The 13,037-nt window shown below is 63.9% G+C and carries 13 protein-coding genes; 10 read left to right on the forward strand and 3 right to left on the reverse strand.

Translation table 11 applies throughout. From position 1 onward, the window contains the following. The 7 genes from QZY03_RS13510 to QZY03_RS13540 form a co-directional block, all read left to right on the forward strand. Positions 1-711 (forward strand): AI-2E family transporter (locus QZY03_RS13510; RefSeq protein ID WP_295581840.1); only part of this gene is annotated, 711 nt, incomplete at its 5' end. A 168-nt stretch (positions 712-879) separates the two neighbouring features. Next, positions 880-1,833 carry a hypothetical protein gene (locus QZY03_RS13515; RefSeq protein ID WP_295581842.1) on the forward strand — a complete coding sequence of 318 codons (954 nt, stop codon included), beginning with the start codon at positions 880-882 and terminating at the stop codon, positions 1,831-1,833. Positions 1,834-1,957: 124 nt separating this feature from the next. Then, complete coding sequence (locus QZY03_RS13520) at positions 1,958-2,419, forward strand: hypothetical protein (RefSeq protein WP_295581844.1); 462 nt, start codon at positions 1,958-1,960, stop codon at positions 2,417-2,419. Positions 2,420-2,441: 22 nt separating this feature from the next. Then, positions 2,442-2,816 carry a SulP family inorganic anion transporter gene (locus QZY03_RS13525; protein ID WP_295581846.1) on the forward strand — a complete coding sequence of 125 codons (375 nt, stop codon included), beginning with the start codon at positions 2,442-2,444 and terminating at the stop codon, positions 2,814-2,816. Continuing rightward, the gene (locus QZY03_RS13530; protein ID WP_295581848.1) at positions 2,737-3,684 is read left to right on the forward strand and encodes a SulP family inorganic anion transporter; all 948 of its coding nucleotides are present in this window, start codon (positions 2,737-2,739) and stop codon (positions 3,682-3,684) included. Before QZY03_RS13525 ends, QZY03_RS13530 begins: the two co-directional genes overlap by 80 nt. Before the next feature lie 38 nt (positions 3,685-3,722). Beyond that, positions 3,723-5,129: an anaerobic sulfatase maturase gene (locus tag QZY03_RS13535; RefSeq protein ID WP_295581850.1), complete on the forward strand. Its 1,407-nt coding sequence runs from the start codon at positions 3,723-3,725 to the stop codon at positions 5,127-5,129. 215 nt (positions 5,130-5,344) lie between these two features. After that, positions 5,345-6,838 (forward strand): arylsulfatase, encoded by a 1,494-nt coding sequence (locus QZY03_RS13540; protein WP_295581852.1) that lies wholly within the window; start codon positions 5,345-5,347, stop codon positions 6,836-6,838. A gap of 172 nt (positions 6,839-7,010) precedes the next feature. Here QZY03_RS13540 and QZY03_RS13545 read toward each other — a convergent pair whose 3' ends face one another. After that, positions 7,011-7,922 carry an antitoxin gene (locus QZY03_RS13545; RefSeq protein WP_295581854.1) on the reverse strand — a complete coding sequence of 304 codons (912 nt, stop codon included), beginning with the start codon at positions 7,920-7,922 and terminating at the stop codon, positions 7,011-7,013. After that, the gene (locus tag QZY03_RS13550; protein ID WP_295581856.1) at positions 7,922-9,013 is read right to left on the reverse strand and encodes a hypothetical protein; all 1,092 of its coding nucleotides are present in this window, start codon (positions 9,011-9,013) and stop codon (positions 7,922-7,924) included. Before QZY03_RS13550 ends, QZY03_RS13545 begins: the two co-directional genes overlap by 1 nt. A 590-nt stretch (positions 9,014-9,603) precedes the next feature. Between QZY03_RS13550 and QZY03_RS13555 the strand changes: the two genes are divergently transcribed. The 3 genes from QZY03_RS13555 to QZY03_RS13565 are packed head-to-tail and all read left to right on the forward strand — an operon-like array spanning position 9,604 to position 12,362. Continuing rightward, positions 9,604-10,287: a VWA domain-containing protein gene (locus tag QZY03_RS13555; protein WP_295581858.1), complete on the forward strand. Its 684-nt coding sequence runs from the start codon at positions 9,604-9,606 to the stop codon at positions 10,285-10,287. Beyond that, the gene (locus QZY03_RS13560) at positions 10,284-11,045 is read left to right on the forward strand and encodes a PP2C family serine/threonine-protein phosphatase (protein WP_295581860.1); all 762 of its coding nucleotides are present in this window, start codon (positions 10,284-10,286) and stop codon (positions 11,043-11,045) included. The genes QZY03_RS13555 and QZY03_RS13560 overlap by 4 nt, the downstream gene beginning before the upstream one ends. Before the next feature lie 3 nt (positions 11,046-11,048). After that, entirely contained in the window at positions 11,049-12,362 is a 1,314-nt protein-coding gene (locus QZY03_RS13565; RefSeq protein WP_295581862.1) for a hypothetical protein, read from the forward strand. A 222-nt stretch (positions 12,363-12,584) separates the two neighbouring features. On the opposite strand, the gene QZY03_RS13570 is transcribed toward QZY03_RS13565, so the two are convergent. Further along, complete coding sequence (locus tag QZY03_RS13570; RefSeq protein ID WP_295581863.1) at positions 12,585-12,842, reverse strand: hypothetical protein; 258 nt, start codon at positions 12,840-12,842, stop codon at positions 12,585-12,587. Positions 12,843-13,037 lie beyond the last annotated feature (195 nt).

Genomic DNA, 13,037 nt, shown 5'->3' on the forward strand with positions numbered 1-13,037 from the left:
GATCTGATGGACCCGAGCAAGCTGATGGCCCTGGTACCGCGGTTGTTGTCCAGCGCCGGCGGGGTCTTCGCAACCGGGCTCCTGGTGCTGCTCACCGTCATCTTCATCCTGCTCGAAGTGCCGACGATAGCGCCCAAGCTGAGGGCGGCCTTTCAGATCACGCCGGACGGCGAGGCGCGGCTGGAGCGGATGCTGAGCAACATCAATCGCTACATGCAAATCAAGGCCCTGACCAGTCTCGCCACCGCCGTCTGTGTCTGGATTCTGCTATGGTTTTTCGGGATCGACTTCGCTGTCCTGTGGGCCGTGTTGGCCTTCTTCCTGAATTTCTTGCCGGTGGTCGGCAACATCGTGATGATGATCCCACCGGTCCTGCTGGCACTGGTGCAGGTCGACTTGACCACGGCACTGCTGGTCGCGGCCGGTTACCTGGTAATCAACACCGCGATCGGCAATGTCATCGAGCCGCGGATCATGGGCAAGGGGCTTGGCATCTCGACGCTGGCGGTGTTCATCGCCCTGCTCGTCTGGGGCTGGCTGTTCGGCACTGTCGGCATGTTCCTGGCCGTGCCGCTGACGACCGCCTTGATCATCGCGCTCGATGCCAGCCCCCATACCCGCCCGCTCGCGATCCTGATGGGGCCGGCGATGACCGAGGAGCCCGCGGACGCCCTGGCAGCGGAGCCGGACGCAGCCGGAACGGATCACTGAGGAGCCGCGCGCGTTGCGTCTTCGGTCATCAAGCCGACGCCTTGTCGGCGGTCGCCAAGTAGCGGCTTGGCGCGCGGCACAGGCAAAAAAGCCCCGCCCATCCGCTCCCACGGGCGGCAGTTGGCAGCCTGAATAATTGTGAAGGAGAAAAATTATGAAGGTTATGGCATGAACATCAAGCCGGAACGACTGGCGACCCTCGTCGCCCTTGGCGCGCTGCTGACGAATGCGGGTGCGGCGCCGGTGGACGGCGGTGCCCCGGCCGCCGGGGGAAGCGCGGGGCAGACCGCGGGAACCGGCGGCGCGCGGCCGTTCATTGCGGTCACGCCGATCTATCAAGGGAACGCCGGCCTGGACCGCGGCGGTGATTTCAGCATGGGCGGCGTCGCGGTTCGCGGCGGGGTTTCTTACGGCCTCGGCGCCGGTAATTCGGCCGGCTTCGCGCTCACCTACGACTATCTCGACTACGCATTCTCGAGCCCTGGCGCCCTGGGGCCCGCCGCGCCCTGGGACATCGTCCAGCGCTTTGGCGTGTCGGTGCCGTTGTCATTCGGCCTGGTGGATGGCTGGAGCCTGAGCCTGGTCCCGTCGGTCGATTGGTTTGGGGAAACCGGTGCGGACAGTGGCGAATCGCTGACCACAGGCGCCACGCTGGCGGGGTCACGACAGTTTACGCAGGACAATCGTCTCGGTCTCGGCGTCGGTGTGTTCAGCGGGCTTGAGAAAACGAGGGCGTTTCCGTTTCTGATCGTCGATTGGCGTCTAACCGATCGCTGGCGCCTGACCAATCCTCTCGCCAGCGGACCCACCGGACCAGCGGGCCTGGAGCTCGACTATCGGTTCGATGGCGGCTGGTCCGCAGGCATTGGCGCCGCCTGGCGGGTGTTGCGTTTCCGGCTGAGCGAGACCGGACCGACGCCCAACGGCATCGGCGAAGAAAGCGGCGTGCCGCTGTTCCTGCGGGTCACACAGCGCTTCGGCAGCCAGATGGGGCTGCACCTGTATGGCGGCGTCATCGTCAACGGTGAACTGCGGGTCGAGAACGCGCAAGGCGATCTGCGGCGCAAGGACAACTTCGACCCCGCGCCGCTGTTCGGCGCGACCTTCACCGCACGCTTCTGACTCGTCGATGCGCGCGGGGGTCAGCCAAATTTGTTTTCGAGTCGATCGTAAGCCTGTAACGAAGAAGGGGGCCTAGGCAATGAACAAGACGGCATCGAATGTTCAGGTCTTTTTGGCTCGACTGGTGGTCGTGCTGTCGATCATTGCTGTCATCGTCGGCCTCGCGTTGTGCGGCTTCTCGGACGAGGTTCGCACGCGCGTCTGGCAGAACCTGCTCGATCGTCCGGGTGGGCCGATGGTTTTTCGCTTCCTCCTCCAGCCCCTCATGGCGACGATTGCCGCGCTGCGCGATGGCATCAACGACGCCCGCACCGGGCGCACTCCTTTTCTTTGGACCGTCCTCAGCGATCCGGCGCAGCGCGGCGGTCGGCTGGATGAGGCATTGATCGCCACGGCACGTATCATTCTCCTGGGATTCGCAATGGACACGATCTACCAATTCATCGAATTCGAGACCTTCCGGCCCGCTGAGGTGGTGATGATTGCGCTCTTGCTCGCCTTTGTGCCCTACCTGTTGCTGCGCGGCCTGGTCACGCGAATCGCGCGCCGGTGGGTCGGCGATGGATCCTCAAGCGATAGCCGGTGATTTGGGGAAGATACCTGGACCTATGACCAAGATGACGCGCATGGAACGGCTTCGGGCGGCGGCCCGCCGCCTGACGCCTGATCGCAGCCATCTCGCGGCCGATTTGGTCGCCGCGCTCACGTTCGCCGTGGTCAACGTGCCGCAGGCGATGGCGCACGCGCTGCTGGCAACGGTCAACCCGGTGCTCGGCATCTATACGTTGATGGTCGCGGTGCCGATCGGCGCCATCTTCTCCAGTTCGGTCTTCATGACCGCGTTACCTGCCCCAACTCGCGCTACCCCAGTGGTCGCTCGTCCTGTCGCTGTTGCTGCCGGCCTTGTCCGTCGCCATCATCGGTCTGGTCCAGGGCGCCGGCGTCAGCCAGGGCACGCCCAACCCCGACGGCCGTTACCCTGACGTGTCGCGCGACTTCCTGGGCCAAGGTGCCGCCAACATGGCCACCAGCCTCGTCGGCGGCATTCCGGCCGGCGGGTCGGTCTCAGGCACGGTGCTGATCATGAGCGCGGGGGCCAGGACGCGCTGGAGCAACATCTTCGTCGGGTTGTTCGTGGCCTTGATCGTGTTGCTGGCCGGGCCGCTGGTGGAGCGCGTGCCCATGCCCGCGCTGGCCGCCTTGCTGATCGTCGCCGGTTTCCAGGGCCTGCGCGTGGCGCAGGCGCAGCTCGCCTGGAATACCGGCCTGATCTCCAAGGTGGTCATGGTCGTCACCTTCGTCGCCACCTTGATCATGCCGTTGCAATTTGCGGTCCTGTTCGGGGTGGCCCTGAGCATCCTGCTGCAGACCATTCGCCAATCCAACAAGGTCGTTGTCACCCAATGGGTACTGCAACCGGAGGGATTTCCGCTGGAGCAGCCGTCTCCCAAGCGCTTGCCCAGCCACCAGTTCACCCTGTTGAACGTCTACGGCAGCCTGTTCTTCGCCGCGGCCAAGAACATCGAAGAAATGCTACCCGAGGTCGGCAATGCCACCCACGCCGTGGTCGCCATCAACCTGCGCGGCAAGAGCGAGATCGGCAGCACCTTCGTGACCGTGCTACAGCGCTATTCGCAGGCGCTGCACAGCCGTCACAGCAAGCTGATGCTGGTCGGCGTGGATCCGGTCGTTCGCGATCAGTTGGCCAAAACCGGGATGCTCAAGCTCATTGGCGACGAGAATGTCTTCGTCGCCACGCCGCAGCTCGGCGCTGCGCTGAACCAGGCGGTGGCAGCGGCCAACATCTGGCTGGGCCAGCCGCCGAGCGGCTCCGCGCCGGGCAAGGCTTAGCAAGCCTGCGACCCCCAACTTTTTTTGGGAAAACAACAGTGCCTGCCGTAAACGCCCCCAGCGTGACGCCCCCGCCGCTGCCCGCGAACGCCCCGCCGGGCTTCCACCTGTTGGCCAAGCCGAGCGGGTCGACGTGCAACATCGATTGCACCTACTGCTTCTTCCTGTCCAAGGAATCGCTGTACCCGAACGACCAGCACCGCATGTCCGAGGCCACGCTCGCGGCCTACCTGCGGCAGTTGCTCGAGTCGCACCGCACACCGCAGGTCACCGTGGCATGGCAGGGTGGCGAGCCGACGCTGATGAAGCTCGACTTCTTTCGCCGCGCGGTCGAGCTGGTCGAACAATACCGCCGGCCCGGCCAGACCGTACAGCACACCTTCCAGACCAACGGCCTGCTGCTCGACGACGACTGGTGCCTGTTCTTCAAGCAGCACCACTTCCTGGTGGGCTTAAGCGTCGACGGCCCGCGCGAGCTGCACGACACCTACCGCGTCGACCGCCGCCGCCAAGGCACCTTCGACCTGGTGATGCGCGGCTGGCGGTACTTGCGCAAGCACGAGGTGGACTTCAACATCCTGTGCACAGTGAACGCCGCCAATCAGCAGCACGGCCGCACGGTCTATCGCTTCTTCCGCGACGAACTGGGTGCGAAGTGGGTGCAGTTCATCCCGATCATCGAGCGCGCCACCGAGCAAACCATCGGCATCGCCAACCAGGGCTGGACCGAGCAGCCCGGCACGAAGCGCCTGCTCTATACGCAGACCGGCAATCGGGTGACTGAGCGGACGGTGGGCGCCGAACACTATGGTCGATTCCTCATCGACATCTTCGAGGAGTGGGTGCGCAATGACGTGGGCGAGGTCTACGTGCAGCTCTTCGACGTCACGCTGGAGGCTTTCTTCGGGCGCCATCTGCTGTGCATCCACGCACCCACCTGCGGCTATGGCCCGGCACTGGAGCACAACGGCGATCTCTATTCATGTGATCACTTCGTCGAGCCGAAGTACAAGCTCGGCAACATCCACCAAACGCACCTGCTTGAGCTGGTGGCCTCGCCCGAACAACGCAAGTTCGGCCAGGACAAGCGCGATACGCTGACGGCACAGTGCCGGGGCTGCAAGGTTCGCAACTGGTGCAATGGCGGCTGTCCCAAGGACCGGTTCGCGCTGTCCCGCGACGGGGAACCTGGCCAGAACTACCTGTGCCCAGGGCTTGAGCGCTTCTTCACCCACACCGGGCCAACCTTCAACGTCATGGTGCAACTGCTGCGGCAGAACCGCCCACCCGCCGACGTGATGGCGTGGGTTGCCGATCAGGATGCAAGGCAAGGCGCTTATCGGCCTTGCCCGTGCGGCAGCGGCAAGAAATTCCGCTTCTGCCACGGCGACAAGGCGCCTGGTTCGCCCTTCAGCGGGGTGAGTCGCGAACTGACGACGCCGTGAGGGCCGCGTTGGCCTTGATCATAACTCCGACCACTGGGGCTCGCGGCCTGCGTAGCCAGGCCATCTTGGCCTGGATTTGTCAGGGCTGGAAGCCCTGACTACGCAGCCTCGCACGCGGCTGGCCGGAATAATGATCGAGGCCGGCCGCGTTGTTTCTAGAACCGGGTTGCTTCAAAGCGATCCGGAATTTGTGTCATCACTAACCGGAAGAGACCATGGCTGCCAAGAAACCGAACATCCTGATCCTCTGGGGCGACGACGTGGGCTGGTGGAACATCAGCTACAACAGCCGCGGCCAGATGGGCTACCGTACGCCCAACATCGACCGTGTGGCCAACGAAGGCGTGGCCTTCACCGACTACTACGCGCAGCAGAGTTGCACCGCGGGCCGCGCCGCGTTCATGACCGGCCAGAACCCGATCCGCACCGGCTTAACCAAGGTGGGCATGCCCGGCGGCACCAACGGCCTGCAAGCGGAAGACCCGACCATTGCCGAGTTGCTCAAGCCGCTGGGCTACGCCACCGGCCAGTTCGGCAAGAATCACTTCGGCGACCGTGACGAACACCTGCCGACGATGCACGGCTTCGACGAGTTCTTCGGCAACCTGTACCACCTGAACGCCGAGGAAGAGCCCGAGGATCCGGACTACCCGAAGAACCCCGCCTTCAAGGAGAAGTTCGGGCCGCGCGGTGTGCTGCACTGCAAAGCCGACGGCAAGGGCGGGCAGACCGTCACGGACACCGGGCCGCTGACGAAGAAACGCATGGAGACCATCGACGACGAGGTGACCGAGCGCGCGCTGCGCTTCATCGAGGATACGCACCAGGCGGGCACGCCTTTCTTCCTTTGGTACAACACCACGGCGATGCACTTCCGCACCCACTGCGCCGAAAAGCACAAGGGCAAGAGCGGCGGCCAGGGCGACTACAACGACGTGATGGTGGCGCACGACGAGAACGTCGGCATGCTGCTCGACAAACTCGATGCGCTGGGCATTGCCGAGGACACCATCGTCATGTATTCCACCGACAACGGCGTACACTTCAACACCTGGCCGGATGCCGGCATCAGCCCGTTCCGCTCCGAGAAGAACACCAACTGGGAAGGCGGCTGGCGGGTGCCATGCTTCGTGCGCTGGCCCGGTCAGTTCAAGGCCGGCACGGTGCTCAACGGCATCGTCACTCACCAGGACTGGCTGGCGACCTTCCTCGCCGCCGCCGGTGAGCCGGACATCAAGGAGAAGCTGCTCAACGGCCACCAGATCGGCGAGAAGACCTATAAGGTCCACATCGATGGCTTCAACATGCTGCCCTACCTGAAGGGCGAGGTGGCGGAGAGCCCGCGGAATTCCTTCTTCTACATCAGCGACGACGGCGACATCCTGGCGATTCGGATGCAGGATTGGAAAGTGGTGCTAATGGAGCAACGCGCCAAACAACTGGCGTGCTGGATCGAACCTTTCGTGAAGCTGCGCGCGCCGAAGCTCTTCCATCTGCGCCGTGACCCGTTCGAGCGTGCCGACGAGGACTCGAACAGCTATTGGGACTGGTTCATTTCACATACCTACGTCGTCTACATGATGCAGGCCGTGGTCGCCAGCCAGATCGAGAACTTCGTGAAGTTCCCGCCGCGGCAGAAGCCGGCCTCGTTCAATCTTGACGCCGTGATGCGCGATCTGGAAGAGGCGGGCAGCGGCCGCAACCATTGACCTGCGCGGCCCCATCGGCCGCCCCGATGGGGCCGCGTCTTGGTGGCCGGTTGCGCCACCTACCAGGCTGACGGGGTGGATCTGCACTCTTGCAAGGACGCTGCGGACGCAACGTCCGGTTATGTGAAGTGATGCGGGCGTTGATGATCGCGGCGGCCCGCCGGAAAAGTCATCAAGTGCTCCCGGCAATGCGCACGCGCCCCAGCAGTTGCTCGATCAATTCGCTCACCTCGCGCTGTCGCAGTATCCTTGCTTCGCGTTGTTCAGCGTCGTCACCTTCGCCGAGCTCGAACTTAGCGACAGACACGGGGCCATCCTTGAGATAACCCTCTACCTTGTCGTCGCTCGCGAATCGGTTGTGAAGGATCACGAGCGCGGCGTCGACAACATCTCGGTGCTTGCCTTCGAGTTCCTTACGGAATGCTTTGGCGACGACATCTGTGCCTTCGGGCGCGTGCTCAATGCAGTAGATGAGATCGTGCGCGTCCTTGCGCTCGAAACGTTGATCGAACGCAAACGCTTTCAAGCACGTGAAGCTGACGAGGTTGGCGTGCCTGATCCACTCGGTCACGATGCCGTTGCCGCCCAGCAGTTCGGCCTGGATCTCCGTGGCTTGGTTTAGGTCGAAGACGATGGACGAATGGGGGACGTTCAGCGCCGAGATCCTGCGTTCGGTCGGCAGGGCCTGCACTCTGCCGCCGGCGATGTCCGGCGCGTCGGCCAGCAGTTCGAGCACCATGATCGCACCGTGTTCGGTCTTTGTTTGCCAGCGCCAGGAAAGCGTCTGCTGCCTGTCGTTGATGGCGCGCTCGAAGCCCAACTTCTTGAAATTCTGTTCGAGCGTCTGATACGCCTGAGTATCGGCAAGGATCTGCAGGTCGATCACGATGTCGACGTCCATCGTGCCCGCGTGCGGCGGCACGGCCGGCGGACGTGCCGCCACCAAGTAGCGCGGGGTGAGCCCACCGATCAAGCAGACCGAGTCCTTCCATGGGCCCAGTCCGCGCAGCAAAGTGACCAGCACGCGCTCGCAGTCGAGCGTGTACTGATCGCTGTAGCCATCCAGCGTTACGGGTTTCGCCATCAGCAGCCGATCCTTTCATTGCGCAGGTGTTCCGCCATTTCCTTGGCTCGTCCTTCTCCTCTTAGCAGATCGAGATAGACGTGGATGGGACTGGCAAGCCAGGCATTTCCGACGCGCTCCCGGAAGAGCAGGTCGCCCGGCGACTTAACTTCCATGATGGCGAAGTTCGCCCCTTCGTTGACGACACGCGCGCCGAGATCCGCCAGTGCATCATTGGCTTCCGGCGTCACGAGCACCCGGCATCGCACCTGTCCGAAACTGGAGAGAAATGGGGCATAGCGCTGTGCCGCGGCTTCGTTGCTGATGGCATAGCCTACTCCACGGGCTTCAAAGGCCTGCGCAGCACTGTCTACCAGCGCTTCGGCTTTCTTGCCAGGCACGAAGTATCGTCGCAGGATCGTCGGTCGGCTTCCCGCGACCTGGGCAGCCCAGGCGTCGAGCAGGGCTCGTGGGTCGCGCAGGTGCCGTTCCTTGTTCGGCCCCTGTCCGCGGATGGCGATCCAGTCGAACTTCTCCAACTCGCTCAGGGTCTCGGAGGCAGTGGCCGGCGACACCTGGGACCGCTCGGCCAGTTCCTTGACGCCAAACCAATGTTCGCGCTGCATCAGCAGGGCGTGGATGGCCTGGGCGCGGCGTCCGGTGAACAGCGAGCGCATCACCGAGGCCGGAGCCTTGGGTGGAGGCTTGTCGATGTAGACGTAGGCTCCCGGTGCGGGCAGGTAGAGGCTACCGCCGCTGTCGAAGTAGCCCACCTGCTCAATCCGGAGGAGATCCTTAGCCCCAGGCGAGAGTGACTCGGCGGCCAGCACGGGTACGATGTCGATGTCTGGCCGCGCGCTGCGGTTGGCCTGGGACTTGAGCCGCCAGAGCGCCTGCTGGACATCGCGCGGATAGACCGTCTTCTTCGTCTCGACAAGCAGGGTCAGAGACTTGCCGGCGATGCTGATGTCAATCTCGGCATCGTAGCCGCGGTAGTTCGCAGCACCTGTTGGCTCGCCCAGGGCTAACGTGGCATGAACACCCGGTAGCGTCTGAAGAACTGCCAGTAGCTGTTGGACAAGCTGTCGCTCGTTGGCGTGGAACATAAGCATGACGAAGAGATCGTCACTGAACAGTGAATGTTCCAATTTTACCGAATATTCGGCATTAACTCAATATTCGCTGAACAGCGAATCTTCGTGCTCTGCGCGCTGGCCGGGCCCCAAATTCGGCCACCAATTGATCGTTTTCGGTTGTCCTAGGCGAAATCTGCGACTCTCGCGTTGGGCCAGGGCTTCAAATTTCGCGTGGGAACGCGCTTCGAGGCGCAGTCCGAGCGGCTGCTACGGTGGCACGACCGGAAGCCCGCCGGTCCGCCGACGGGCCTCGCGCCGCGCCGCGGACGGCCGCATGACCGCCCGGCCGGGTCCCTGTTACATTGTCGACAACGTAGTTTATGTGAAGTGGGAGGCGGGGCGAGCGTTGCCGACGCACACGTCTGCATCGCAACAACGACAGGATTGAGAAAAATTCCCCGATCATTCAGTATTCGAGGCCGTCAGCCGACCGACCTTTTTTCCCGCCCTGCGGCTGTTGAGCCGATAGCGTCCACCTCGATCAAATCACCGGAAGGTCTTGTCGATCCTGTCCGCCGTCCCCGAATGCATTCTGTCGCGACCGATCGAGCCTCAAGGAGCCAACGATGACCGCCGAATTGTTCGACGCCGCCGAATTCGACGATAGCAACCCCGAGCCCCGCTGCCCCTGCGTGCTGCTGCTCGATACCTCAGACTCCATGGCCAGCGAGCACATCGCGGCGCTGAACGCGGGGCTGGTTTCTTTCGCGGAGGAGTTGACCCGGGACGAGTTGGCCCGGCTGCGGGTCGAGATCGCCATCGTGAGCTTCGGCGGTCGCGCCGAGCTGGCCGCGGACTTCGTTACTGCCGACCGCTTTTGCCCGCCGGTCCTGGGCACCGCCGGGAATACCCCCATGGGCAGCGCCATCGACTTGGCGCTGGACCTCATCGAGTCCCGCAAGCAGACCTATAAGGCCAACGGCACGCCCTATTTCCGCCCCTGGATCTTCCTCGTCACCGACGGCGAGCCCACCGACGGCAATCGCTGGCAAGAGGCCGCGCGGCGGGTCCAGTCGGCCGAGTCCGGCCGCAAGGTCTCCTTTTTCGCGGTCGGGGTCGGCGCGGCGAACCTCGACATACTCGGGCAAATCAACCCGGCGCGCGCGCCGCTTCTGCTCCAGGGACTCAAGTTCCGCGAGATGTTCCAATGGCTGTCGGCCAGCATGCAAAGCGTGTCGCGCGCCGAGCCGGGTGCCGACGTACCACTCCAGACACCGATCGGCTGGGCCAGCACCGGCGCCGGCGCATGACCTGGCGGGCCTACGGCGCGTCGGTGTGCGGCAGCAGCCACCGCCGCACGGGTCTGCCCTGCCAGGACGCCCATGGCTGGCGCAGCCTCCCGGGCGATGCCGGCATCCTGTGCGCGGTCGCCGACGGCCTGGGCTCCGCTGCTAGGGCCGAGACCGGTGCCCGGTGCGCGGTCGACGCCGCGCTGGATGCGCTGACATGGGCGCTTGCCGCCGACCCGCCGCCGACCGGAGAGACCGCGGTCGCCGAGGCGGTGCGTGCCGCCTTCGCCGCTGCCCGCGTCGCGCTCGAAGCCGCCGCCGGGGACGCCCCGTTGCGCGACCTCGCGACGACCTTGATCCTCGCCGCCGCCGCTCCCGGCTGGACCGCGGTCGGACAGATCGGCGACGGCGCGGCGGTCGGCAGTTGGCCGGACGGACGGTTGGAGACCTTAAGCCCGCCCCAGCGTTGCGAATATGCCAACGAAACGGTTCCGGTCACCGCAACGGACGCGCTTGATCGAGTTCAAGTCCGGGTCTGGCCGACGCCGGTCCGGTCGTTGGTTCTGTTCAGCGACGGATTGCAATCGCTTGCGCTGAACCTCGCGAGCGCCAGCCCATTCGCGCCCTTTTTCGCGCCCTTCCTGCAAGCCCTCGCCGACCCCTTCGACTCCGACGCAACGAGCGTGCGACTCGCGGCCTTCCTCGATTCCGCGCGGGTCTGCGCGCGTACCGACGACGACAAGACCCTGCTCGCGGCAGGGCTTGCCGAGCGGGCCTGACCCATGCCGACGCTACGCGGCTCAGACGGCTCGGTCTATGAGACGAATCGGGAGCTTGCCCGAGGCGGCGAGGGGGTCATTGTCGAGATCCGCGACCGAGCCGACCTGCTCGCCAAGCTCTACCTGCCAGGCCAGGCGAACGCCGAACGCTTCGCCAAGCTCCGCGCCATGCTCGCCGACCCGCCGCGCGACGAGATGCGGCTCAGCGAATTCAAGCACCCATCCATCGCTTGGCCGCTTGCCGGCTTGAACGAGGGCAGGCGCTTCGCCGGTTTTGTCATGCCGCGCATCCACGGCGGGCACGCGCTGTTCAACGCCTATCTGGTTCCGCCCCGTGGGGCGCTCGATCTCGATTGGCGCGCCCGACACCAGGTCGCCAAGAACCTGTGCATCGCCCTCAACGCCCTGCACGCCAAGGGCTATGTCATGGGCGACATCAACGAGCGCAACATCCTGGTCAACGCGCAAGGACTGGGGACCCTGGTCGATACCGACTCCTACCAGGTGCGTGCCGGCCCGGTCGTCCACCGCTGCACCGTCGGCATGCCGGAATACACCCCGCCGGAACTGCACGGCCAGCGTTTCGACCGGGTTGACCGCAGCCCCGAGCACGACCGTTTCGGGCTCGCTGTCCTGGTCTTTAAGCTGCTGATGGACGGACGCCACCCCTTCGCCGGGGTACCGACCGACCTGCAACGCTCCTACGGCAAGGTCGATGAATGGTGCATCAAGAGCGGCATCTTCCCCTGGTCGGCCAACGCGCATTTCCGCAAGCCCCCGGCGGCACGTCCGCTCGATAGCCTCGACCCCAGATTGGCCGCCCTGTTCGTCCGGTGCTTCGTCTCCGGCCACAGTGCACCGGCGGCGCGGCCCATGCCGAGCGAATGGATAGACGCGCTCGACCGCGCTCGCGTGCGCCTGGAGCGCTGTGCGAGCGGGCGACATTGGCGTTACCCGGAGGGCGGGGAATGCCACCTCTGTCGGCGTGCAGCAAGCGCAAAGGCGAGGCCGGCGGTTGGGAAGGTCCGGCCGCACCAGCCGCCCGTCGAGCCCCGGTCGCAGCCGGTCCAGCCGCGGCCGACGGTCAAACCCCCGCCGCCGGTACCGGTAACGACGTCCCGCGCGGCCCCTGTCCGAACTCAGTCGACGTCGCAGGATAAAGTTCGCTCCTGGGTTGCAGGTCTCATTGCGTACGGACTTCTTCCCGCTTTGATTGTCGGCCCTGTTTGGATCGCTAATCTATTCCCCGATGCCGCCATTCAGATTTACACTGCGGTGCTTTGTCTCTGTGGCCTCATGTTTTATCTTAGCCGGTAGTATAGCAATCTATACGATGGTTCGCGGATTATTGCAATACGAAGGCGCTGATATATCGTCTGTTATTCTCTCGCTCTTAGCCGCGGCATCATGCAGATTACAGCGCTACCTTTTCCGTCCCGTATACCTGCGGATGGTCCGCACACCTGACAGAACCACACATTTGAAATACCTACGGTTAGAGCCATGAACCCATCCGTCTATATTTTCGGGACGTGCCACTCACTGCAATGCGGGAACAAAGACAAATACTCCAAGAGCACCTTGGACGAGTTTTGTGAATATTTGCATAGAATCATTGAGCAGCACGGGATTGCTTTCATCGCCGAAGAAATGACGAGAAGCATGGTATGCCGTCATAGTGGCGCTTGCGCGGATGAAACGATCGCTGCTCGCATCGCTCAAGAGCGCAACATCCGGCATTGCTACATTGACATGGCCTGTCAGACAACGACCAATCTCTGTATTTTGCCCGAACAACTTGCGGCTGCCTCAAAACGTCTAGCCACACCAGGACATAATTCCGAAATACTCTATGAACTCGACTTTGGCCATTTCAGGCCGTCGAGGCCAGTTGATCCAGCAAGCGTTCCCAGTCCCGCTGGGAAATAACGAGGGCGTCCGGGTCTGCGGTTGAGTTGACGAAATTCGCCGCCGCCCAACTGGTGCGGCGCA

It is taken from the genome of uncultured Lamprocystis sp. (assembly GCF_903933125.1).
In the GTDB taxonomy this organism is placed as follows: domain Bacteria; phylum Pseudomonadota; class Gammaproteobacteria; order Chromatiales; family Chromatiaceae; genus Thiodictyon.